This is a genomic window from Paraburkholderia sp. BL21I4N1, from assembly GCF_002973525.1.
Taxonomy (GTDB): Bacteria; Pseudomonadota; Gammaproteobacteria; order Burkholderiales; family Burkholderiaceae; genus Paraburkholderia.
The window spans coordinates 282825-304870 of record NZ_PVEN01000005.1; the positions used below are offsets into that span (position 1 = coordinate 282825).

19 protein-coding genes, 1 other RNA gene and 1 pseudogene are annotated in these 22046 nt (G+C 63.9%); 11 read left to right on the forward strand and 10 right to left on the reverse strand.

From position 1 onward, the window contains the following. Nucleotides 1–10 precede the first annotated feature (10 nt). From B0G83_RS15825 to surE, 3 genes are read right to left on the reverse strand one after another with little or no spacing between them, the layout of a single operon-like run. Nucleotides 11–940 (reverse strand): peptidoglycan DD-metalloendopeptidase family protein, encoded by a 930-nt coding sequence (locus B0G83_RS15825; protein WP_105508333.1) that lies wholly within the window; start codon nucleotides 938–940, stop codon nucleotides 11–13. Between the two features lie 5 nt (nucleotides 941–945). Continuing rightward, nucleotides 946–1827 (reverse strand): protein-L-isoaspartate(D-aspartate) O-methyltransferase, encoded by an 882-nt coding sequence (locus B0G83_RS15830; RefSeq protein WP_105508334.1) that lies wholly within the window; start codon nucleotides 1825–1827, stop codon nucleotides 946–948. Continuing rightward, nucleotides 1824–2582, reverse strand: a complete 759-nt coding sequence (gene surE / locus B0G83_RS15835; RefSeq protein ID WP_105508335.1) for a 5'/3'-nucleotidase SurE — start codon at nucleotides 2580–2582, stop codon at nucleotides 1824–1826. Before surE ends, B0G83_RS15830 begins: the two co-directional genes overlap by 4 nt. Before the next feature lie 282 nt (nucleotides 2583–2864). On the opposite strand from surE, the gene B0G83_RS15840 reads away from it, so the two are divergent. Next, nucleotides 2865–3839: an NADPH:quinone oxidoreductase family protein gene (locus tag B0G83_RS15840; RefSeq protein WP_105508336.1), complete on the forward strand. Its 975-nt coding sequence runs from the start codon at nucleotides 2865–2867 to the stop codon at nucleotides 3837–3839. Between the two features lie 181 nt (nucleotides 3840–4020). Here B0G83_RS15840 and B0G83_RS15845 read toward each other — a convergent pair whose 3' ends face one another. The 5 genes from B0G83_RS15845 to ffs all read right to left on the reverse strand — a co-directional run bounded on the left by B0G83_RS15845 (nucleotide 4021) and on the right by ffs (nucleotide 9909). Next, nucleotides 4021–5295: a CaiB/BaiF CoA-transferase family protein gene (locus tag B0G83_RS15845; RefSeq protein WP_105508337.1), complete on the reverse strand. Its 1275-nt coding sequence runs from the start codon at nucleotides 5293–5295 to the stop codon at nucleotides 4021–4023. A 127-nt stretch (nucleotides 5296–5422) separates the two neighbouring features. Next, complete coding sequence (gene recR / locus B0G83_RS15850) at nucleotides 5423–6019, reverse strand: recombination mediator RecR (protein WP_035550459.1); 597 nt, start codon at nucleotides 6017–6019, stop codon at nucleotides 5423–5425. 255 nt (nucleotides 6020–6274) lie between these two features. Further along, complete coding sequence (locus B0G83_RS15855) at nucleotides 6275–6601, reverse strand: YbaB/EbfC family nucleoid-associated protein (RefSeq protein ID WP_007182071.1); 327 nt, start codon at nucleotides 6599–6601, stop codon at nucleotides 6275–6277. Nucleotides 6602–6693: 92 nt separating this feature from the next. Further along, on the reverse strand, nucleotides 6694–9570 hold the full coding sequence (dnaX, locus tag B0G83_RS15860) for a DNA polymerase III subunit gamma/tau (RefSeq protein ID WP_105508338.1): 2877 nt from the start codon (nucleotides 9568–9570) through the stop codon (nucleotides 6694–6696). Nucleotides 9571–9810: 240 nt separating this feature from the next. Further along, nucleotides 9811–9909, reverse strand: an RNA gene (gene ffs / locus B0G83_RS15865) — signal recognition particle sRNA small type. A 456-nt stretch (nucleotides 9910–10365) separates the two neighbouring features. On the opposite strand from ffs, the gene trxA reads away from it, so the two are divergent. From trxA to B0G83_RS15905, 8 genes and pseudogenes are all read left to right on the forward strand, one after another. Continuing rightward, entirely contained in the window at nucleotides 10366–10692 is a 327-nt protein-coding gene (gene trxA / locus B0G83_RS15870) for a thioredoxin TrxA (RefSeq protein ID WP_035550463.1), read from the forward strand. 238 nt (nucleotides 10693–10930) lie between these two features. Continuing rightward, nucleotides 10931–12199: a transcription termination factor Rho gene (rho, locus tag B0G83_RS15875; protein ID WP_006048863.1), complete on the forward strand. Its 1269-nt coding sequence runs from the start codon at nucleotides 10931–10933 to the stop codon at nucleotides 12197–12199. Nucleotides 12200–12421: 222 nt separating this feature from the next. Continuing rightward, nucleotides 12422–12898: pseudogene (locus B0G83_RS15880) on the forward strand (MerR family transcriptional regulator); the annotation flags it as partial. 242 nt (nucleotides 12899–13140) lie between these two features. After that, the gene (locus tag B0G83_RS15885) at nucleotides 13141–14697 is read left to right on the forward strand and encodes an MFS transporter (RefSeq protein ID WP_105508339.1); all 1557 of its coding nucleotides are present in this window, start codon (nucleotides 13141–13143) and stop codon (nucleotides 14695–14697) included. 15 nt (nucleotides 14698–14712) lie between these two features. Beyond that, on the forward strand, nucleotides 14713–15546 hold the full coding sequence (locus B0G83_RS15890) for a zinc-dependent peptidase (protein ID WP_105508340.1): 834 nt from the start codon (nucleotides 14713–14715) through the stop codon (nucleotides 15544–15546). A 287-nt stretch (nucleotides 15547–15833) separates the two neighbouring features. Further along, the gene (locus B0G83_RS15895) at nucleotides 15834–16100 is read left to right on the forward strand and encodes a type B 50S ribosomal protein L31 (RefSeq protein ID WP_105508530.1); all 267 of its coding nucleotides are present in this window, start codon (nucleotides 15834–15836) and stop codon (nucleotides 16098–16100) included. 304 nt (nucleotides 16101–16404) lie between these two features. Further along, on the forward strand, nucleotides 16405–18162 hold the full coding sequence (locus B0G83_RS15900) for a glycosyltransferase family 39 protein (protein WP_181156889.1): 1758 nt from the start codon (nucleotides 16405–16407) through the stop codon (nucleotides 18160–18162). A gap of 2 nt (nucleotides 18163–18164) precedes the next feature. Further along, nucleotides 18165–19544: an MATE family efflux transporter gene (locus B0G83_RS15905; RefSeq protein ID WP_105508342.1), complete on the forward strand. Its 1380-nt coding sequence runs from the start codon at nucleotides 18165–18167 to the stop codon at nucleotides 19542–19544. Nucleotides 19545–19712: 168 nt separating this feature from the next. On the opposite strand, the gene B0G83_RS15910 is transcribed toward B0G83_RS15905, so the two are convergent. After that, nucleotides 19713–20162, reverse strand: a complete 450-nt coding sequence (locus B0G83_RS15910; RefSeq protein ID WP_105508343.1) for a carboxymuconolactone decarboxylase family protein — start codon at nucleotides 20160–20162, stop codon at nucleotides 19713–19715. Beyond that, nucleotides 20159–20608: a MerR family transcriptional regulator gene (locus B0G83_RS15915; protein ID WP_105508344.1), complete on the reverse strand. Its 450-nt coding sequence runs from the start codon at nucleotides 20606–20608 to the stop codon at nucleotides 20159–20161. Before B0G83_RS15915 ends, B0G83_RS15910 begins: the two co-directional genes overlap by 4 nt. Before the next feature lie 352 nt (nucleotides 20609–20960). Here B0G83_RS15915 and B0G83_RS15920 point away from each other — a divergent pair, with 352 nt between their 5' ends. Both B0G83_RS15920 and B0G83_RS15925 read left to right on the forward strand, forming a co-directional pair. After that, nucleotides 20961–21413 carry a helix-hairpin-helix domain-containing protein gene (locus tag B0G83_RS15920; protein ID WP_105508345.1) on the forward strand — a complete coding sequence of 151 codons (453 nt, stop codon included), beginning with the start codon at nucleotides 20961–20963 and terminating at the stop codon, nucleotides 21411–21413. Between the two features lie 202 nt (nucleotides 21414–21615). After that, a complete protein-coding gene (locus B0G83_RS15925; protein ID WP_105508346.1) occupies nucleotides 21616–22044 on the forward strand; it encodes a YidB family protein in 429 nt (142 codons plus the stop codon). The last annotated feature ends 2 nt before the right edge of the window (nucleotides 22045–22046 follow it).

The window sequence follows — 22046 nt, forward strand, 5'->3', positions numbered from 1 at the left end:
GTCGTTTCGCTTATTGCGGCGGCAAATACTTCAGTGGGTCGACAGGTTTACCCTGCCGGCGAACTTCGAAATGCAACATTACGCGGTCGGAATCGCTATTGCCCATCTCAGCGATCTTCTGCCCCTTCGTTACCGCGTCTCCCTCTTTTACCATCAAAGCGCGGTTGTGTGCATACGCCGTGAGATAAGTTGCATCATGCTTGATGATAATGAGATTGCCGTAACCACGCAGCCCATTTCCGGCATAAACCACGCGGCCATCCGCCGACGCTTTCACCGGATCGCCCGCCGCGCCGCCGATATTGACGCCCTTGTTAGTCGAATCGTTGAAGGTGCCGAGGAGCGGTCCGCGCACCGGCCACGCGAAGCTCACGTTGCCTGCTGCGGCGCCCGAGTCGCTGGCGGCGCCCGGCGCCGGCGGCGTGAGCGACGCGTTGTTCGCGCCCGAACCGTAGATCGGCGGCGTGGCGACGCCCGCTGCCGCGCCAACGGCCGGCGGCGTGCTGCCGAGCGGCGCGCTTTGCACGGCGCCGCCGTTGCCGATCGGCGCGGTCGACACACCCGGCGTCAGCGCCGCGGTGTTCGCACCCGGCGGCACCACGCGCAGCAATTGATCGACTTCGATCTGATTCGGGTTGGTCAGATTGTTCCACGTCGAGATGTCGCGGTAATTCTGGCCGTTCTCCAGCGCGATCCGATACAGCGTGTCGCCGGGTTTCACGCGGTAGTAACCGGGCGGCGGCGGCCCGAGCGGCACCGGCGGCTGCGCAGCCTGCGTGCCGAGCGCGCCGCTACCGGAGCGGTCGATCACGGGCGCCTGGTCGAGCCTCGTCGCGCATGCCGACATCAGCAGGGACAAGGCGAGCACGCACACGCTACGCTGGGTTACGGTCATCGGGACATTCAGGCTGGTTCTTTGCATAGCGCGCAACATACTCATCGGTGTTAAATCACTCCGGATTTTAAGGGTACAAAGAAAACGCGATCAAGCCGTGACTCGCGCCATTGCGCGGGTCCGGTCCGCTCGACCAGAGTCAGCACCTGATTCTGGCCTTCCTGCGAGCCGACCGGCGCAACCAGACGGCCGCCGATCGCGAGTTGTTCAAGTAATGCCTGCGGTACATCGAGCCCCGCCGCGGCGATCAGGATCGCGTCGAACGGTGCCGCCGCCGGCAAGCCCAGCCGCCCGTCGCCGTAATGCAGGCGAATGTTCGGAATGCGCAGCGGACGCAAATTCGTCTTGGCGCGTTCGGACAGCGGCTTGATACGTTCGATCGAGTAAACCTCGCGCGCCACCTGGCTCAGCACTGCCGCCTGGTAACCGCAACCCGTGCCGATTTCGAGCACTGTGTTGAGCGCGCGACCGGCCACGGCCAGTTCGATCATTCGCGCGACGACCGAAGGCTTGGAGATCGTCTGGTGATGACCGATCGGCAACGCCGCATCTTCGTAAGCCTGGGCAGCAAGGCCCGGGTCGACGAACATGTGGCGCGGCACCACCGACATCGCATTCAACACACGCTGATCAGTCACGCCGTTCGCACGCAGGCGTTCGACCATGCGTTCGCGAACCCGTTCCGAAGTCAGTGCCAGGGCACCGTTCAAGGCGACGTTCGGCGCGGCGGTGCGCTCGCTCGCGCGGGGTTTCGCCGATGGCGCCGGGTGCGAAGCCGGCGACTTCTTCACCGGCTGCGGCCGCGCATTCAGCGCCGCGCTCGCGGCCAACGCCGCCGCGCGCATTTCGCCCGGACGCCCTTCGGGCCGGCGCGGTTCGCGCACCAGGTCCTCGAGGCCGAGCGGAAAACGCTTGGCGCGCTCGCTGGTCATGAAGCGCCGCTGCCGGCGCGCAGCCAGTCGCGCGCCGCGGGCAGCATTTGCGTGTGGGTCAAATCGAGTTGCAACGGCGTGATCGACACGTGGCCATTGGCAACGGCGTGGAAGTCGGTACCTTCGCTCGCGTCGCGCGCGCCGCCCGCCGGCCCGATCCAGTAGATCGGTTCGCCGCGCGGATTGGTCTGGCGGATCACCGGCTGCGACGGATGCCGCTTGCCGAGACGCGTGATCTGCCAGTCTTTGAGTTGCGCGTACGGCAAATTGGGAATGTTGACGTTCAGCAGCGGATGACCGGGCAACGGCTGCTGCAGATAATGCGCGACGATCTCGGCGGCGACGCGCACCGCGTCGTCGAGATGCACCCAGTCCTTGTCGACCAGCGAGAACGCGATGGCCGGCACGCCGAACATGATGCCTTCGGTAGCGGCGGCGACGGTGCCCGAATACAGCGTGTCTTCGCCCATGTTCTGACCGTTGTTGATACCCGAGACCACGAGGTCGGGCGTATGGTCGAGCATGCCGGTCAGCGCGATATGCACCGAGTCGGTGGGCGTGCCGTTCACGTAGTAGAAACCGTTCGCCGAACGCAGGACCGAGAGCGGCCGCGACAGCGTCAGGGAATTCGACGCGCCGCTGCAATTCTGTTCGGGAGCCATCACGGTGACGTCTGCGATCGGCTTGAGCGCTTCGTAAAGCGCGGCAAGGCCTGGCGCCAGATAACCGTCGTCGTTGCTGAGTAGGATTCGCATGCGGCGATTGTAACCGAGGAAAGATGGCGCGCGAACGACACGGCGGCCCGTGTTCGCCTCGTGTTCGCTCCGTCTGCGCCCCGTATGCGCGACGCACACGCGAGGGTTATGACGAGCCGGCTCGGGCCGCATGATGGCCGTGACTCGAACGCGTCCCGCACAGCGGACTGCGTGTGCCACGACGACAAAAACGCACGGTCGTGCGGATTGTTTTACACTCGACACGCTTGCCCCGCCTCGCGGAAAATCCCTCAGCAAGACCCTGATCGATATGGAGACACGATGCGCGCGATTCGCTGTAATCAATACGGCCCGCCGGAGAGCCTGGTCGTCGACAATCTGCCGGACCTCGAACCGCCGCCCGGTCACGTGGTGATCGACGTCAAGGCCGCAGCCGTCAATTTCCCCGACGTGCTTATCATCGAGAACAAATACCAGTTCAAACCGCCGCTGCCCTTCACGCCCGGCTCGGAAGTCGCGGGCGTGGTGCGTGCGGTCGGCGCCGACGTGACCCAGTTCAAACCCGGTTCGCGCGTGGTCGCGTTCACCGGCCAGGGCGGCTTCGCGGAGCAGGCGCTGGCGCCGGCGGCCGCGTGCGTGCCGCTGGCGGACGGCGTCGATTTCGACGTCGCCGCGGCATTCACGCTTGCGTATGGCACCTCGCATCACGCGGTGGTCGATCGTGGCGCCTTGCAGGCCGGCGAGACGATGCTGGTGCTCGGCGCGGCCGGCGGTGTCGGGCTCGCGGCGGTCGAGATCGGCAAGGCGCTCGGTGCGCGCGTGATCGCGGCGGCATCGAGCGACGAGAAGCTCGCCACCTGTGTGAAGCACGGCGCGGACGCCACCATCAACTACAGCACCGAAGACCTGCGCGAGCGCATCAAGGCGCTCACCGAGGGCAAGGGTCCGGACGTGATCTACGACCCCGTCGGCGGCATCTACGCCGAGCCGGCGTTCCGCAGCATCGGCTGGCGTGGCCGCTATCTGGTGGTCGGCTTCGCCAATGGCGAGATTCCGAAGCTGCCGCTCAATCTGACGCTGCTCAAGGGTGCGAGTCTGGTCGGCGTTTTCTGGGGCGATTTTGCGAAGCGCGAGCCGCAGCGCAATCATGCTGCGTTCCAGCAGATGACGCGGTGGATCGGCGAAGGCAAGCTCAAGCCGTACGTGTCGGCGCGCTACGCGCTGGAAGACACCGGCCGGGCGTTGCGCGACATGGCCGAGCGGCGTGTGATCGGCAAGGTGGTGATTACGCCGTAGCGTTTGGGCTGTCGGTGGGCGATGCTGCGTAAAGCGCGGCGAACCGTCAGACAGCGGCTGCAAAAAATAGCTAAAAAAAACGGCGCGCGGTTTTTAAACCGCGCGCCGTTTCATTTGCGCCTCACCGTTGTTGTGTCTACCGTTTTTCCGTCTTGTCCGATTCCGGTTGCCATTTCGTCATTCAGACGATTTGTTGCGCGTGCAACCTGGCAATGTTGTCCGCGTCATAACCTAGCGACTGCAGGAGTTCGTCGGTATGTTCGCCTAGTTCGGGGCCCAGCCAGCGCGTTTCGCCGGGGGTTGCCGAGAGCTTCGGCGTGACCGCCGGCAGCGTGATTTCCTGGCCGTCCTGCCACTTGAAGCGCTGGATCATCTGACGCGCCATGAACTGCGGATCGGTGAACATATCCGCGACGCTATAAATGCGGCCGACCGGCACGTCGGCGGCATTCAGCACGGCAAGCGCTTCGTCGATGGTGCGCGTGGCGAGCCAGGTGGCGATCGCGGCGTCGATTTCCAGCGTGCGCGGCACGCGCCCGTCGTTATGCGCGAGGCCGGGATCGTTTGCGAGATCCTCGCGTTCGATCGCTATCATCAGGCGCTTGAAGATCGGATCGCTGTTGCCGCCAATCACGATGCTGCCGTCGCGGCACGGATACGTGTTCGACGGTACGATGCCCGGCAGCGATGCGCCGGTGCGCTCGCGCACCATGCCGTACACGCCGTATTCGGGCACCACGCTTTCCATCATGTTGAAGACGGCTTCGTACAGCGCGACGTCGACCACCTGCCCTTTCCCGCCGTTCACCTGCTTGTGATGCAGCGCCATTAGCGCACCGATCACGCCGTGCAGCGCGGCGATCGAATCGCCGATCGAAATGCCTATGCGCGGCGGCGGCAAATCCGGATAGCCGGTGATATGGCGCAAGCCGCCCATCGACTCGGCGATCGCACCGAAACCGGGCCGGTCGCGATACGGTCCGGTCTGGCCGTAGCCGGACAGACGCACCATCACGAGACCCGGATTTTCGGCGGACAGCACGTCATAGCCGAGCCCGAGTTTCTCGAGCAATCCCGGCCGGAAATTTTCGACGACGATATCCGCTTCTTTCGCGAGACGTCGCACGATTTCCTTGCCCTCTTCGGCCTTCAGATTGATCGTGATGGATTTCTTGTTACGCGCCTGCACGGCCCACCACAGCGACGTACCGCCGACTTCCGGATAAAGCTTGCGCCATTTGCGCAGCGGATCGCCGCCTTTGGGGTCTTCGATCTTGATGACTTCGGCGCCGAACTCGCCGAGAAAGCGCGCGGCGAAGGGGCCGGCGATCAGCGTGCCGAGTTCCAGCACCTTGACGCCGGCGAGTGGGCCTGCGGGGCTTTGGGCTGAGGTGGCTTGCGCGCCGGGTGTGTCTTCGGGCGCGGCGTTCGCGGTTGATTCGGGAGTAGCGCTCATAGGGCTCCTTGTGCTGATCTGGGCGGCGGCGGCGGCGGCAAATTAACGTCGTAACCCTGGCGCTGCGCCGTGCCGCGTCCGCCTTCGAAACCTGCAACGACCGCCCTGCCGCGTCACGCCGCGCACGTTACATCGAGCGACGGTCGAGCATCGCGCGGGCGATCGTGCCGGCGTCGACGTATTCGAGTTCGCCGCCCACCGGCACACCACGCGCCAGACGCGTGACGGCGAGACCGCGCGCCTTGAACGTTTGCCCGAGGTAGTGCGCGGTGGCTTCGCCTTCGTTGGTGAAATTGGTGGCCAGCACGACTTCCTTGACGACCCCGTCCGACGCGCGCCGGACCAGCCGGTCGAAATGGATTTCCTTGGGGCCGACGCCGTCGAGCGGACTGAGTCGTCCCATCAGCACGAAATAGAGGCCGCGATAGGTCATGGTCTGCTCGAGCATGATCTGATCGGCCGGCGTTTCGACGACGCACAGCAGCGAAGGATCGCGTTCCTCGTCGAGACAGGTCTCGCAGATCTGCGCCTCGGTGAAGGTGTTGCATTTCTCGCAGTGCTGCAGATGCTCGGTCGCGAACAGCAGCGAGCGTCCGAGTTTTTCGGCGCCGTCGCGGTCGTGCTGCATCAGGTGATAAGCCATGCGTTGCGCCGACTTCGGCCCGACTCCGGGCAGCGCGCGCAGCGCTTCGACGAGCGCCGACAAGGCGGAAGGTTGTTTCATGCGGATCGGCGTCGAAGTGGAATGGCCCGGGTGGGCGGATCACGATGCGGTTGAAGCGATCGGTTTCTACCATCGCGGCCTGGGTGCGCCTTCGAGGCGCGCACGATGCGCAACGCCGGCGAACCACAACCGCTGGTGTCCAACCGGAACAGGCGCGCCGCGAATGCCGCACTGCCAGCATGCGCGATTCGCGCGTTCCGTTTGCGCCGCGGCTGCGACAGCCGCGGCGTCTGCACCGCCTTGCGGCGGCGTCGTTCAGAACGGCAGTTTGAAGCCCGGCGGCAGCGGCAGGCCCGACGTCATGCCACCCATTTTTTCCTGGGCGGTGGCTTCGGCCTTGCGCACGGCGTCGTTAAACGCGGCGGCGACGAGGTCTTCCAGCATGTCCTTGTCGTCGGCGAGCAGGCTCGGGTCGATCGAGACGCGGCGCACGTCGTTCTTGCAGGTCATGGTCACTTTCACGAGACCGGCGCCCGACTGCCCTTCGACTTCGATCAGAGCGAGTTGCTCCTGCATCTTCTTCATGTTTTCCTGCATCTGCTGGGCTTGTTTCATCAGCCCGGCGAGTTGACCTTTCATCATGGACATGCTCCTTCTAGATAACGTGAAATTCGGAAATCGGGCGCGTTCCGCACTTTCGGGCCTGTCGGCCTGACGGCTTACCGCGCGGCGAATCAGTGGACCGACGGCGCGCCGGCCGGGCCGGCGTCCGGTGTAATCGGGCGAATCGAGCCGGGCACGATGCTCGCGCCGAACTCGCGGATCAACGACTGCACGAACGGATCGGCGCCGATCTCGCGCTCCGCTTCCTGCTGGCGCTGCGCGCGCGTCGCGGCGTCGTGCGCGGCAGCCGTGCGGCGAGCCGCACCGACTTCGACCAGCACCTCGACATTGCGGCCGAGCTTATCGGCGAGCGCGCTTTTCAGTTTGGCGACCTGCGACGCTTCCGCGTACTGCGGCACCGGCACGTTCAGTTTGAGCGTATTGCCTTCGAGCGCCATCAGTTCGCTGTTGAACGCGAGCTGATAGGAAATGCCCTTGAGCGGTAGGTCGACGGCCAGCGCCGGCCAGTCGCCGTTGAAACCCAATGGATCGAGCGGCACGGCGGGCGGCAGCGGGCGCTTGTCGATCACCGGCGCAGGCGACGGCGCGGGCGCGGCACTCATGCGCACGTCGTCCGGACCGCTGTCGAAGACCGGCATGTAGCTGTCGTCCGGCGGGCCGTAGTAGCCGTCGTCCGAGGCCGACAACGGCATGTAGTCGTCGGGCGGCATGTCGTCCCACGGCGGAACCGCTGAACCGTTCTGCTCGGCGCCGTTGCGTTGGGCGCCATCGCGTTGAGCGGGCGACGCTGAGCGCGGTGCGGTTGCGGCGGCCGGCGCGGCGTCCTGCTGCGGCGTGCGGCGCGGTGCGCCCGGCGTCGGCACCGGGACGACGACGCGAGGTGCGGCGGGTTTCGGCGTGGGCGCGGCGGCGGCCGTCGCGCGGCCACGATCCGACGAAACCTTCAAACCGGCACTGCGCAGGACGTCGAGCGCTGCGCTTGCTCCACCAGCTCGACGCGGCGGGATGCCGGCGGCGGCCGACGGTTCCTGCGAGGCGGCGGCGGACGCGGCCTCTTCCGCGCGTGCAAATGCAGCGGTTGCGGGCGCGGTGGGTGACGACGCGGGTTGTTGGTCGTCGAGACTGCGGAAGACGGCGGAGGCTTGTGCCGCGATTGGAGCGCTGAGGTCGCCGGACACCGCTGGGACTTCCGTCGACGCCGGGGCGTGAGAACCTTCGGACTCAACCGGGGCGCGCAGACCAGAAGCCGCAGAGACTTCTGAAGTAGCCGTGGCGTCGACGTCAGGCGCTGCGGAGATATCCGAAGCAGCCCTGCCGTTGTTGTCATTGACTGCCGGGACTTCCGACGCGGCCTTGGCGCTCACGTCGGATGTTGCCGAAACATCAACCGGGGTCGCGGCGTTCGCCTCCGACGCCAGAGGCGCTTCGTTCGCAGAGGACTCAACGGGCGCGTCGTCCCATGGAGCCAGGGGCGTTGTCCCGGTGGCATCAGCGGACGCCACTTCAGGTATCGACGTCGCCAACGCTGCATCCGCATCGACGGATGAGCGTGCTGAGATCGAACTCCCCTCGCCGGTAACCGGCGCAGGTTTGGCGACAGTTACCGCTTCGGCGCCGACGGCTCGTGACGCGACCGCATGCTGCGCGGAATCCGCGGAGACGGATTGCGCGGTGTCAGCCGCGGGTTCGGCATGCTGAACGACCGGCGCGGCCATCGTTTCGCGCGAACTCACCGCCGGCGACGCCGGCACCGATACCACGGCCGCCGTCGATACCGCCGCAGCCCCGGCCGACGAGCCCATCGCCCCGTGCTGCGCGGCTACCGCCGGCGCCCCCGCACGCCTTGCACCACCCGCACCCGCCGCACGGTTCGCTCCCACTGCGCCGCCACCGCCGCCCGTAGGCGCCGGTTCGAATGCCAGCATGCGCAGCAATGTCATCGTGAAACCGGCGTATTCGTCGGGCGCGAGGCCCAATTCGCTCCGGCCGATCGTTGCGATCTGATAGAACAATTGCACGTGCTCGGCGCTGAGCGCTTCCGCGAAACGACGCAGATCGGCCGCCTCCGGCCATTCGTCCAGCACCGACGACGGCGCGAACTGCGCCCATGCAATTCGATGCAGCAAGCTCGCCAGATCCTGCAACGCCGTCGAGAACGACAGACTGCGCAGCGCCATTTCATCAGCAACTGCGAGTACCGCTGCGCCGTCGCCGTCGGCGAGCGCGTCGAGCAGGCGAATCAGATAACTTTGATCGAGCGCGCCGAGCATGCCGCGCACGGCTTCTTCATTGACCTGATTGGCCGAGTACGCGATCGCCTGATCGGTCAGCGACAGCGCGTCGCGCATCGAGCCGTCGGCGGCGCGCGCGAGCAGACGCAGCGCTTGCGCGTCGAACGGCACCTTTTCTTCGCCGAGAATGTGCTCGAGATGCGACACGATGTGGCCGGCCGGCATCTGCTTCAGATTGAACTGCAGGCAGCGTGACAGCACCGTGACCGGAATCTTCTGCGGGTCGGTCGTGGCGAGAATGAACTTGACGTGTGCGGGCGGCTCTTCCAGCGTCTTCAACATCGCGTTGAAGGCGTGGTTGGTGAGCATGTGCACTTCGTCGATCATGTAGACCTTGAAGCGCGCGTCGACCGGCGCATAAACCGCCCGCTCCAGCAGCGCCGCCATTTCGTCGACACCGCGATTACTCGCCGCGTCCATTTCCACGTAATCGACAAAACGCCCTTCGTCGATCTCGCGGCATGCGCGGCACACGCCGCAAGGCGTGGAGGTCACGCCGGTTTCGCAATTCAGCGCCTTGGCGAAGATGCGCGACAGCGTGGTTTTGCCGACACCGCGCGTACCCGTAAACAGATAGGCATGGTGCAGACGGCCGCCGTCGAGTGCGTGCGTGAGCGCGCGCACCACGTGCTCCTGTCCGACGAGCGAAGCGAAACCCTTCGGCCGCCATTTGCGTGCGAGAACTTGATAGGTCATCCGGAAATTGTATCAGTAACGATGCCGCGCAAAACCGATTCGAGACGGTGTGCGAACGCCTGTGACCGCTTCATTGAAACGGGCTACCGAACCGATAGAAAAAAATAGTGGGAGCGAGTGAAAAACGCGAGCGCGGCCTCATGGCACGCATGAGAATTGCGGCATTGCGCACGACTCAGGGTAAAACAGGAGATGGGAGGTGAAGCGGAGAAAGACGACGACAAAAACAGAAGAAAGGAAGGTGACGAGCCTAACCCTCGGCACTGGTGGAAAACGGCTGTGGCTGCTTCGTTCCCGACCTGACCAGGTTGACCATCCCTCCATGCGAGGAGGCCCGTCACGAAACATTCTATCACCGCTTGGGCCGTCGCGCGACTGTTAATACGATCAAAGTGACATCGACGCGCCGAATCGCGACCTTCGCACGTTATAGGCAACGCAAAGACCGCGCTGTGCGCAGCCGCCGCGTGCCGCGCACTTGTGTTTGTTGCGCCCGCCACCAGATAGGCTGCGTGGCGGTCAGTAAAACGTCGCGGCGATTCATCGGCAGGTATCGGCCCCACTGCTCCTGATGAGTACTATCGCCCCCGGCAACGCATAGCGAATTAAGCTAAACTGCCGTACGGATGACCCGCAAGCGCGTGCCTTCCGCGCATGCCAGCCTAAGTCGACGACTTGTCAGGCGTGTGTCGGCGGGGCTCCGATTGCGGCAAAGCGAACGGAAGTTTCCCTAGATTTTGACGTATCGTGGCGAGCAATTCAGGCGGGCCTCGAACCGATAGAGGTATTCATACAATGAGCGAAAACATCAAGCATATTAGCGACGCATCGTTCGAACAGGACGTCGTGAAATCCGATAAACCCGTGCTGCTCGATTTCTGGGCTGAATGGTGCGGTCCGTGCAAGATGATCGCGCCGATCCTCGACGAAGTCGCGAAGGATTATGCCGATCGCCTGCAAATCGCCAAGATCAACGTCGACGAACATCAATCGACGCCGGTCAAGTTCGGCGTGCGCGGCATCCCCACGCTGATCCTCTTCAAGAACGGCGCAGTCGCCGCGCAGAAAGTCGGCGCACTGTCGAAGTCGCAACTCACCGCGTTCCTCGACGGCAACCTGTAAAGCAATGCGCATCGGCGTGCGGCGGATCCTTCGAGGTCCGCATGCGCGCTGAATCGAGCATGTTGTCAGTCGGCAACATGCTCGACAAGAAAGATGCCATGCCGTCGCACCGACGGAAATTGGCGTGTGCTATGCTAGAATCCGCAAAACGTCGAAAAGACGTGTAAGTCCTTGAGCGGTTCCGCTCACTCTCCTCCCAGATTTCATTTCGTCGCACCTTCTCCTGCGGGTTCTCCGTATGCATTTATCCGAGCTTAAGACTCTGCACGTGTCCGAATTGATCGAGATGGCCAATGGCCTCGAGATCGAAAGTGCAAACCGCCTGCGTAAGCAGGAACTGATGTTTGCCATTCTAAAAAAACGCGCCAAAACGGGCGACACGATCTTCGGCGACGGCACGCTCGAAGTGCTGCCGGACGGCTTCGGCTTCCTGCGTTCGCCGGAAACCTCGTACCTCGCCAGCACGGACGACATTTACATCAGCCCGTCGCAAATCCGCCGCTTCAACCTGCATACGGGTGACACGATCGAAGGCGAAGTGCGCACGCCGAAAGACGGCGAACGCTATTTCGCGCTGGTGAAGGTGGACAAGGTCAACGGCCAGCCGCCGGAAGCCTCGAAACACAAGATCATGTTCGAAAATCTGACGCCGCTGCACCCGAACAAGGTGCTGCTGCTCGAACGTGAAATGCGTGGCGAGGAAAACGTTACGGGCCGCATCATCGACATGATCGCGCCGATCGGCAAAGGCCAGCGCGGCCTGCTGGTGGCCTCGCCGAAATCCGGCAAGACCGTGATGCTTCAGCACATCGCGCATGCGATCAAGCAGAACCATCCCGACGTCGTGCTGTTCGTGCTGCTGATCGACGAACGTCCTGAAGAAGTGACCGAAATGCAGCGTTCGGTGGCCGGCGAAGTGATCGCCTCCACGTTCGACGAACCCGCCGCGCGTCACGTGCAAGTCGCCGAAATGGTGATCGAAAAAGCCAAGCGCCTCGTCGAAATGAAGAACGACGTGGTGATTCTGCTCGACTCGATCACGCGTCTCGCGCGCGCCTACAACACGGTTGTGCCGGCCTCCGGCAAGGTGCTGACGGGTGGTGTCGACGCCAACGCGCTGCAACGTCCGAAGCGCTTCTTCGGCGCCGCGCGCAATATCGAGGAAGGCGGCTCCCTGACCATCATCGGTACCGCGCTGATCGAAACCGGCAGCCGCATGGACGACGTGATCTACGAAGAGTTCAAGGGCACCGGCAACATGGAAGTGCACCTGGAGCGCCGTCTCGCTGAAAAGCGCGTCTACCCGTCGATCAACCTGAACAAGTCCGGCACGCGCCGCGAAGAACTGCTGATCAAGCCCGAAGTGCTGCAAAAGATCTGGGTGCTGCGCAAGTTCATCCACGACATGGACGAAGTCGAGTCGATGGAATTCCTGCTCGACAAGATCCGCCAGACAAAGAGCAACTCCGAATTCTTCGACATGATGCGTCGCGGTGGCGGTAGCTAAGCAAGGCTTCACGCCGACCTGACTGCACCGGCTTCGCAACAAGCCGTCACACGTAAAAGAAAGCCGCTCGCCGCAAACGAGCGGCTTTTTTTCGTCCGTGCGGCGGGGTTTTCGACCGTGGGATTCTGGTCGCCCAATATTGGCCGAGAGTATCAACCTGTACGTGAACGTTCACGTTGAAGTACAATGCGATGGTTGCCTGCGATAGCTGCACCACCCTTTATGCCAACGGACTCCCCCGCTCTGCTCACGGTGCGCGACGCCGCCGAACGTCTCGGCGTCACGCCTCGTACCTTGAAGTACTACGAGGAGCGCGGCCTCGTCTCGCCCACGCGCAGCGAGGGTCGCTACCGGCTTTACGACGAGGAAGATCTCAAGCGCTTCGGGCGCATTCTGCGGTTGCGCTCACTCGGTTTTTCGCTGCATAGCGTCACCGAAATGCTCAAACGGCCGCTGGAACCCGTCGACGGCGGCCTGCGCTATTCGACCGAATCGCTGCAGCAGATTCACGACGCCATCGCGCAACAGGTCGAAGCGCTCGACGCCCGTATCGACTCGATGCGCCGGGAACTCAAGGAAGCGCAAAAACTGCGCGCCGAACTGAGCCCCGACATCGACTATCTGAGGCGGCGTCTGGCGGGTGAAAACGCGGAGGCGTTGCTGGCGCAACGGCGCAACGCGCGAGCGAAATCGCCGGGGGCGGCGCCGGTTGAACGCGCGGATCAAGCGGATCGCTCGACACCGCGCAAGCCGCGTGCCGCCGAGCCAAGCGCAACCCGCGCAAGCAAGTCAAAACCCGCCGAACCCACTCGAAGCAAAACCGCACAACGCGAGCCGGGACCAGCGAAAGACAAGGCCAAGGTCACCTCACCCGAGCCGCAACCGCGCGCCTCCGCCCGCCGCCGGTCCACGCCCGGCAAATCCCCCGTCGGCGATCTCAAATGACTGCGGTATCCCCTCGCGCACCGCTATTCAGCGTCGACAACCTGCGCGGCGATTTTTTCCCTTGGGTGCTGGCCGTCGTCACCGGCCTCGACTATTTCGACAACTCGATCTTTTCGTTTTTTACGAGCTATATCGCGGGCGGCATCAACGCATCGCCGGACGAACTCGTGTGGGCCTCGAGCGCGTATGCGGTCGCCGCCGTGCTTGGCATCCTGCAGCAGCAATGGTGGGTCGAGCGCTTTGGCTACCGGCGTTATGTCGCCGGCTGCATGCTGCTCTATGCGGCGGGTGCAGTGGCCGCGGCGCTGTGCGAATCGTCGATCGAACTCGCGTTCGCGCGCGGCTTTCAAGGCTACTTCATCGGCCCGATGATGGGCACCTGCCGCATTCTGATCCAGATGAGCTTCACGCCGCAGCAGCGGCCCGCCGCCACCCGCGCGTTTCTCCTGCTGATCGTATTGAGCAGCGCGCTCGCGCCGCTGATCGGCGGTCAACTGGTTGCGCATTTCGACTGGCGCGCGCTGTTTCTATGTACGGTGCCGGTCGGCGTTCTGTTTGCCGTGCTGGCGTTTCTCGCGCTGCCCGACGCCGGCAACCGCCTGCCCGAAGAGCGCGGCTCGGCGCATTTTTGGCCTTATCTGATCTTCGCGTTCGCGCAAGGCGCGTTGCAAATTGTCATGCAGCAGGTGCGCTTCCAGTTGTTCAGCACGTCGCCGGGCCTGATTCTGCTGACCGTCGTCGGCATCACTGCGCTCGGCTGGTTCGCGTATCAGCAATGGCACCACCCGTCGCCGCTCATGCGTCTGCATGCGCTGCGCGAAAAGGTCTTTCAGGTCGGGCTGGTGCTGTACATGTTCTATTACTACATCTCGACCGTGTTCAGCTATCTGATCTCGCGCTTTCTCGAGAGCGGCCTCGCTTATCCGGTCGACAACACTGGGCGCCTCGTCGGTGTCACGTCGCTGATTTCGGCGAGCGCGCTGTTCGTCTATCTGCGCTATGCGAAGCTGCTGCCGCACAAGAAGTGGATCATCGTGCCGGGCTTTGCGGTCGCCGCGTTCGCCGCGGCCTGGATGACACGCATGTCGCCCGGCGTCGGTGAGGCCGCGCTGATCGTGCCGTTGCTGTTGCGCGGCCTGCTGTTGCTGTTCATCGTGCTGCCGGTCGCCAATCTGACCTTCAGGATCTTCGCGATCGAGGAATTCACGCACGGCTACCGGCTGAAAAACATCGTGCGGCAACTGACCATCTCGTTCGCGACGGCGTCGGTCATCATCGTCGAACAGCATCGCCAGGCGCTGCATCAAACTCGCCTCGCGGAGTTCGTGAATCCGTACAATCCGTTATTCCAGAACTCGCTTGCCGCCTTGACGCAAAGCTTCGCCGCCGGCGGCCGCTCGCCGTCCGAGGCGCATTCGCTGGCGATCGTGGAAATCAGCCGGACGGTCGCGACCCAGGCCAGCTTTCTGGCCTCGCTGGACGGCTTCACCTTCCTGATCGGCATTGCGATATGCGGCGGCATCTTTGCCGCGTGGCAAAAACAGATCGACTAAAGGTTGCCTCAGGTCATGCTCACGAAACTCACCCAATGGCTGGGCACACGCCGCCGCGACCGCGCGCTGCGCGACTACGCGATCGACGACGCGTTATGGCAAGCCACGCTCGACGGCCTGCCGTTCCTCGCCCATCTCGAGGCACCGGACCTTGCACGGCTGCGCGAACTGACCAGTCTGTTCATCGCGCAAAAGGAGTTCTCCACCGCGCACGCGCTCGAACTCACCGACGCGATGACCGTGGCGATTGCCGCCCAGGCTTGCCTGCCGGTGCTGAATCTGAGCCTCGACCTGTATCGCGGCTGGGTCGGCGTGATCGTCTATCCGGGCGAGTTCGTGATCCGCAAGACGGTCGAGGACGAAGACGGCGTGGTCCACGAAGTCGAGCAGGACGCGAGCGGCGAGGCGTGGGAAGGTGGCCCGGTGGTGTTGTCGTGGGAAGACGCGCAAATGACGGACGGCGTGGACGCCTACAACGTGGTGATTCACGAATTCGCCCACAAGATCGACATGCTGAACGGCGAGGCCGACGGTCATCCGCCGCTGATGCGTCGCTGGCACGCGCCGCTCGATTCGCACGCGTGGGCCGACGTGTTCGATCACGCCTACGACCAGTTCTGCGCGAAAGTCGATGCGGTGCCGGAGCGGCGCTGGGCGCGCTTCGAGCGCGAGTCGCTGATCGATCCGTATGCCGCGGACCATCCATCGGAATTTTTTGCCGTGTGCAGCGAGGCGCTGTTCGTGCAGCCGCAGGCATTCGAGGCGGCCTACCCGGAGCTGTACCGATTGCTGGCGCGCTTTTACCGGCAGGATCCCGCGCGTGTCGGACTGACTTTTACCGCGACCTGACCGGCGTAACGCTGCCATCAGGTCCAAAGCACGCAATTTAGAAGGCCCGCAGTGGCCGCCAGGCAAGCGTTACGGCTAGTTAGGCGCCTTCAGGGCGCAAACCGTTCGGATGACGGCCGGAACCACGCCCGGGGCTCGCAAAAAGCTGGCACAAAAGTCGTCAAGCGCCTGATTTTCTGGCATAATCGCCGTTTTTCGACCATAGGCAAGTGGCTCGCGCCTAGATGCGGTTCGCCTTCAAAGGCGGTCGCACGCGGGTTGGCTACCGCCAGATTAAAGGAAAGACCATGAAAGAAGGCATTCACCCGGATTACCGCGAAGTTCTGTTCATCGACATGTCGATCGACTTCAAGTTCGTGACGCGCTCCACCATCATCACGCGTGAGACCGGCGAATTCAACGGCAAGACCTACCCGCTGGCCAAGATCGAAGTGTCGTCGGAATCGCATCCGTTCTACACCGGTCAACAAAAGATCATGGACACGGCAGGCCGCGTCGAGAAGTTCAACAAGAAGTTCGGCACGCGCGCTACCGGCAAGGCAGCAGCGAAGTAATACCCGCGTCGTCGTCGGTTTCGGCCGGCAGCGAAGCAGAAAAGAGGGCAGCGCGAGCTGCCCTTTTTTGTCGCCGTGCCTGGCGCTCGGGGTGCCAAAGGGGGCAAAAACCCCGCACCGACGCAGCACGACGCGCCCCCTTACCACCTCCCCCGACCCTGTTGCGTGCCGTTACCGGCCGTGACGCGCATCGCACGGCACGACTACAATGCCGGATGCTCCAGATTGGCCATTCCCGCCGGACCACCGGTCCGGTCCCAGGCTGCACCGCTTTAAGTTAGCTCATCCAATACCTACACACCGCATGAGACCTGTCGTTCGCCTCACTGCCTCCGCGACGAGTGCGTTGCCGCGCTGGCTGCTGCTGACCATCTGTATCGTCTACGCATCGTTCGGGCTGTTCGGCCGTGATCCGTGGAAGAACGAGGACGCAGCCGGCTTCGGCGTCATGTGGACCATGGCGAACGGCGGCGCCCACGACTGGCTGCTGCCGAACCTAGTCGGCAAATACATTACCGAAGACGGCCCGCTCGGTTACTGGCTCGGCGCCAGCGCGATCCGCGCGCTGGCGCCGTGGGTCGATGCGAGCAATGCGTCGCGCGTTTTCACGGGTCTGCTGTTCTGCGCGGCCTGCGCGTTCGTCTGGTATACCGCCTACCTGCTCGGCCGGCGCGCCGAGGTCCAACCGTTCAAATACGCATTCGGCGGCGAGCCGGAACCGCGCGACTATGGCCGCACGCTCGCCGACGGCGCGCTGCTGATCCTGCTCGCGTGCTTCGGGCTGGCCGAACGCGGCCACGAGACCACGCCGCAACTGGCGCAATTCGTCGGCATCGCGATGATGGTGTACGGCCTCGTGCGCACCATCGACAAACCGATTCAAGGCTCGCTGGTCTGGGGCGTCGCGCTCGGCCTCGTCACGCTGGCGAGCAGCCCGGTGCTGGTCGGCGCGCTGCTGCTCGGCACGCTGGCCATGCCGCTGATCGTGCGCGAGGCGCGCTCGCGCTGGCTGCTGCTGGCCGGCTTGCCGGTCGCGCTCGTACTGGCGCTGTCGTGGCCGATCGCCGCGCTCAGCGCCTATCCCGACGACGCCGTCTGGTATCTGAATCAGTGGGTTCACGTCAGCTTGAGCTCGTTCGCCGGGCCGCCCGGCTCGGTCGCCGCGTACGCGCTGAAAAACCTGCCGCTCTTTACCTGGCCGGCCTGGCCGCTCGCTCTGTGGGCATGGTTCAGCTGGTCAGGGCTGCGACGCGCGCCGCACGTCGCGATTCCGCTGTCGGTGATCGGACCGCTGCTGGTGCTGGTGGTCCTGCAAAGCCATCAGTCGAACCGGCTCTACATGCTGCTGTTGCCGCCGCTCGCGGTGCTGGCCGCGTTCGCGCTGCCCACGCTCAAGCGCGGCGCGATCAATGCGATCGACTGGTTCGCGCTCCTGAGCTTCACGATACTCGGCAGTTTCGTCTGGCTGGTGTACGCGGCCGGGCTGACCGGCTTTCCGCATCCGCTCGCGCGCAATCTCGCGCGTCTCGCACCGGGCTTCGCGCCGCAGTTCAAGATTCTGTCGTTCGTGTGCGCGGTCGCCGTGACGGTCTGCTGGTTCCTGCTGGTGCGCTGGCGCCTCGCGCGTCATCCGAAGGTGCTGTGGCGCAGCGTCGTGCTGTCGAGCGCCGGCACCACGCTGATGTGGGTCCTGCTAATGACGCTGGCGCTGCCGGTCGTCAACTACAGCCGCACCTATAAAGACGTCGCCGAACAGATCGCGAGCCATTTGCCGGAGGACTACACCTGCATTTCGCCGGTCCGTCTGGGCAACGCGCAGATCGCGACATTCGCCTATTTCGGCGACATGCACTTTTCGTTCGACCAGGACTGCGACGTGATCCTGCGTCAGGACACGCAGGAATACGGCGACCCGAGCTCGATGCCCGACTACATCTGGAAGCTCGTGTGGGAAGGCCGCCGCGTGGCCGACCGCGACGAACGGTTCCGCCTGTACGTGCGGATCGACCGGCCCAAGCCGCCGGTCGTCAAACGTCGCAGCTGGCACAAGAAGCCCGACTGACCATGCTCGCCGACGTACGGAAAATCGCCGGGCTCGCGTGGCCCGTACTGATTGGCCAACTGGCCATCATCGCGTTCGGCGTGATCGACACGGCGATGGTCGGCCGCTATTCGGCCGTCGATCTCGCCGCGCTCGGGCTCGGTTCGTCGATCTATATTTCCGTCTACATCGGCCTGACCGGCATTCTGACCGCGCTGCAACCGATCACCGCGCAACTCTACGGTGCGCGCCGCTACGGCGAAATCGGCGAGGAAGTACGTCAGGCGCTGTGGCTCGCGCTGGCACTCACCGTGATCGGCTCCCTGATCCTGTATTTTCCGGGGCCCATGCTGCACGTGGCGCGCGTGCCCGAGGCGTTGCACGAGCGCACGGTCGCGTATCTGCGGATTCTGGCGTTCGGCCTGCCGGCCGGTCTGACGTTTCGCGTCTATAGCTCGATCACCAACGCGGTCGGCAAGCCGCGGCTCGTGATGATCCTGCAGATCGGCGCGCTGCTGCTCAAGGTGCCGCTCAACACCTGGTTCATCTTCGGCGGGTTCGGCATGCCGGCGCTCGGCGGACCGGGTTGCGCACTTGCCAGCACCCTCATCAACTGGGCGCTCGCGACGCTCGGCATGGTGCTGCTGACGCGCGTCGACCTGTTCAAGCCGTTCGAAATCTTCGCGCACTTCTGCTGGCCGGTCTGGCGGCGTCAGGCGGCACAGTTGCGGCTGGGCATTCCGATGGGCCTGTCGTACCTGATCGAAGTCACGTCGTACACGTTCATGGCATTGTTCATCGCGCGCTTCGGCACGACGACGCTCGCCGGCCATCAGATCGCCGGCAACATCGGCGCGGTGCTGTACATGACGCCGCTGTCGATCGGCATTGCGTCGTCGACGCTGGTCGCTCAGGCGCTCGGCGCGCATCGGCCGGAAGCGGCGCGCACGCTGTCGCGCCACGGCATCGTGATGGCAATGGCGATCGCCTGCTGCTACGGCGCGATCATGCTAGTGCTGCGGCCCTACGTGATCGAAGGCTATACGACCAATGCGCAGGTCGCGGCGGCGGCGCTACCGCTGGTGTTGATCGTCGTGTGCTATCACCTGTTCGACGCGCTACAGATCACCACCGCGTTCGTGCTGCGCGCGTACAAGGTGGCGGTCGTACCGACCGTGATCTATGCGGTTGCGTTGTGGGGCGTGGGACTGGGCGGCGGCTACATGCTCGGCTTCAATGTGACTGGCGTCACGCCGGTGTGGCTGACCGGCGCGCGGGGTTTCTGGGTCGCGAATACGGCGAGTCTGGCGATCGCCGGGATCGGCTTGCTGATGTACTGGCGGACGGTGAGCAAGCGGTACTTGCGCGAGGGCGCTGGGGCGCCGGTCGATTCGACGGTTTGATAGCCTACGGCTGCTGCTGGATAGCTGCCGGCTCGACCTCATTCGCAGGCGCGCCATGTGTCGAAGTGGCTTACCGTATTCGACAGTTAGTTGCGTTCCAATTCATAAAAAAAGCGGCTGCACGAAGCAGCCGCTTGTGATCCCCTGCCCTGTCGCCGCAAGCGAATATCAGCCGGCGTGCGCCACGTCAGCCGCCAGTTCGGGCGTCGACAGTTGCCGCGCCGCCTCAGCCTCCCGATCATGCCGCTCGAAAATCTCACGCGCCGCAAACAAGGCATTCAGCGCGGCCGGGAAGCCCGCATAAAGCGCCATCTGCATAAACACCTCGACGATTTCCTCACGCGTGCAGCCGACGTTCAACGCGGCCTCGATATGCACCTTCAACTGCGGCTGCGCGCAACCAAGCGTCGCCAATGACGCAATCGTCGCGATTTCACGCGCCCGCAGATCGAGTTGCGGCCGGCTGTAAATATCGCCGAAACCGAACTCGATCAGCAGACGGCCGAAATCCGGCGCAATCGGCGCGAGCGCGGCGATAACCTGTTCGCCGGCCGAGCCGTCGATTTCCTTCAGTTTGTCCCAGCCTCGGGCGTAGCGGTCGTTGTGTGCGTGGTTCATGGTGAGTCCTTTTCCGAATGTGAAAGCGCCTGGGGTTCGTCGGTGTGTCGTGTCGAACGATCCGCGGCCGGTGCTTGCGCGGCCCCTTCGTAATAGTCGATCTTGTCGACGATCGCGCCGAGGTTGATCTGCAACTCGGCGATCCGCGCCAAAACCGCATCCCGATGCGCCACCAGTAAATCGCGCCGCGCACTCATGGTTGGCTGGCCGTCGGCGCGCAACGCCGCGAACGCCTGCATGCCGGCAATCGGCATACCGGTCGCCTTCAGACGCATCACGAAGCGCAACCAGTCGAGATCGGCCGGCGAATACAGGCGATGCCCCGCCTGCGTACGCCCGACCGCCCGGATCAGGCCAGCCTGTTCGTAATAGCGCAGCGTGTGCGCCGACACGCCGAGCGTTTGCGCGACCTGCCCGATGGTGAGTGCTTTGGAGATATTCGACATGACGGAACTCAGGTTAGGACTTCGAGTGCACTCTAAGTCAAGCGCGCGATGCTGTCATTTGTCTGTGTTGTTATCTTTTATGACGCGCGGCAATGGCTCGATAAACTCGTCCATGCCCGTTCGGGAGGCAAAAGCTTTAAATCTTGTTCACACTGATTTACTTGTCACAAATCGATCGGTATAAATCGTCCGCGCTCGCAAATAAGGGCGCGCAATTTGTTCTATGCTTAAGCGCAGCGCGCGGCTGACAGGTGCGTCGTCCCGAGCCGCCACGCATTGTCATGAGTCATTCAGAGTTGTCCTGAGTTGTCTTGCGCGGCTAAATTTTTTTGCCCTCAATGGAGTGCTTGCCATGCTGAAGAAGCTTTTAATGCTTTGCGTTGCTTTGGCTTTGTCGCTGTCGGCCGGATTTGCCGCCGCCGTGGAAGTGAATTCCGCCGATCAGGCGGCGCTCGAATCGGTCAAGGGTATCGGCCCGGTGCACGCCAAAGCTATCATCGACGAACGCACCAAAAATGGCCCGTTCAAGAATGCCGATGATCTCGCGGCGCGGGTCAAGGGCATCGGCACGAAGTCGGTCACGAACCTCGAAGCGGCCGGGCTGACCATCAACGGTTCAGCCACCCCGCCGACCGGCGCCAAGGCCGCGGCGAAGTCGGGCAGCAGCGCAAGCAGCAAGGCGGCGCCGGTAGCAACGACCGCGTCGGCCAGCGCGCCGGCCGACGCATCCGGCACCAAGACATCGAAAAAGAAAGCAAGGAAGAGCAAGGCAGCATCGGCCGCGGCAGCATCAGGCGGCGCATAACCCGGGGGGCCAAGCGCAGGCAGCAGGCGTTCGGTGCGATCCGTGAAGCGTGGCGTGTGTGATTCCAGCATCACCGCGCCGCGCTGAACGCAGCAGCATCGCCTAACCGTCGCCAGGCCTGCTTCACACGGCGCCGCGCAACCGCGCGGCGTTTTTACCCGCCGACTCGTCAACCGCGCGTCGGCATTCAAGAGAGACCGTCATGAGCCTACTCGACACTATCGGTTCCCTGATTGGCAAATCGCCGGAAGGCGGCGGCCAGCAAGCCCTGGTTTCAGCCGCCCTCGAATTCGTCAACAACCAGCCCGGCGGGCTGAACGGCCTGATCGACCGTTTCAAGGAAAAAGGCCTCGGCGACGTCGTGACGTCGTGGGTCAGCAATGGCGACAACCAGCCGATTTCGGCCGACGCGCTGCATAGCGTGCTCGGTTCTGACGCCGTCACGAACCTCGCGGCCAAGGCCGGCGTGCAACCGGACCAGGTCACCGGCCTGCTGTCGCAGATCCTGCCGCACGTTGTCAACGCCGCCACGCCGGAAGGCGAAGTGCCCGCCGAAGGCAAGCTCAATTCAACGACCGTGCTCGGCGCGCTGGGCGGCCTGTCGGCATTGTTCAACAAGGGCAACGCCTGACG

Coding starts and splice junctions, on each gene's coding strand:
- B0G83_RS15825 (WP_105508333.1), bottom strand. CDS start 940: ATGAGTATGTTGCGCGCTATGCAAAGAACCAGCCTGAATGTCCCGATG.
- B0G83_RS15830 (WP_105508334.1), bottom strand. CDS start 1,827: ATGACCAGCGAGCGCGCCAAGCGTTTTCCGCTCGGCCTCGAGGACCTG.
- surE (WP_105508335.1), bottom strand. CDS start 2,582: ATGCGAATCCTACTCAGCAACGACGACGGTTATCTGGCGCCAGGCCTT.
- B0G83_RS15840 (WP_105508336.1), top strand. CDS start 2,865: ATGCGCGCGATTCGCTGTAATCAATACGGCCCGCCGGAGAGCCTGGTC.
- B0G83_RS15845 (WP_105508337.1), bottom strand. CDS start 5,295: ATGAGCGCTACTCCCGAATCAACCGCGAACGCCGCGCCCGAAGACACA.
- recR (WP_035550459.1), bottom strand. CDS start 6,019: ATGAAACAACCTTCCGCCTTGTCGGCGCTCGTCGAAGCGCTGCGCGCG.
- B0G83_RS15855 (WP_007182071.1), bottom strand. CDS start 6,601: ATGATGAAAGGTCAACTCGCCGGGCTGATGAAACAAGCCCAGCAGATG.
- dnaX (WP_105508338.1), bottom strand. CDS start 9,570: ATGACCTATCAAGTTCTCGCACGCAAATGGCGGCCGAAGGGTTTCGCT.
- trxA (WP_035550463.1), top strand. CDS start 10,366: ATGAGCGAAAACATCAAGCATATTAGCGACGCATCGTTCGAACAGGAC.
- rho (WP_006048863.1), top strand. CDS start 10,931: ATGCATTTATCCGAGCTTAAGACTCTGCACGTGTCCGAATTGATCGAG.
- B0G83_RS15885 (WP_105508339.1), top strand. CDS start 13,141: ATGACTGCGGTATCCCCTCGCGCACCGCTATTCAGCGTCGACAACCTG.
- B0G83_RS15890 (WP_105508340.1), top strand. CDS start 14,713: ATGCTCACGAAACTCACCCAATGGCTGGGCACACGCCGCCGCGACCGC.
- B0G83_RS15895 (WP_105508530.1), top strand. CDS start 15,834: ATGAAAGAAGGCATTCACCCGGATTACCGCGAAGTTCTGTTCATCGAC.
- B0G83_RS15900 (WP_181156889.1), top strand. CDS start 16,405: ATGAGACCTGTCGTTCGCCTCACTGCCTCCGCGACGAGTGCGTTGCCG.
- B0G83_RS15905 (WP_105508342.1), top strand. CDS start 18,165: ATGCTCGCCGACGTACGGAAAATCGCCGGGCTCGCGTGGCCCGTACTG.
- B0G83_RS15910 (WP_105508343.1), bottom strand. CDS start 20,162: ATGAACCACGCACACAACGACCGCTACGCCCGAGGCTGGGACAAACTG.
- B0G83_RS15915 (WP_105508344.1), bottom strand. CDS start 20,608: ATGTCGAATATCTCCAAAGCACTCACCATCGGGCAGGTCGCGCAAACG.
- B0G83_RS15920 (WP_105508345.1), top strand. CDS start 20,961: ATGCTGAAGAAGCTTTTAATGCTTTGCGTTGCTTTGGCTTTGTCGCTG.
- B0G83_RS15925 (WP_105508346.1), top strand. CDS start 21,616: ATGAGCCTACTCGACACTATCGGTTCCCTGATTGGCAAATCGCCGGAA.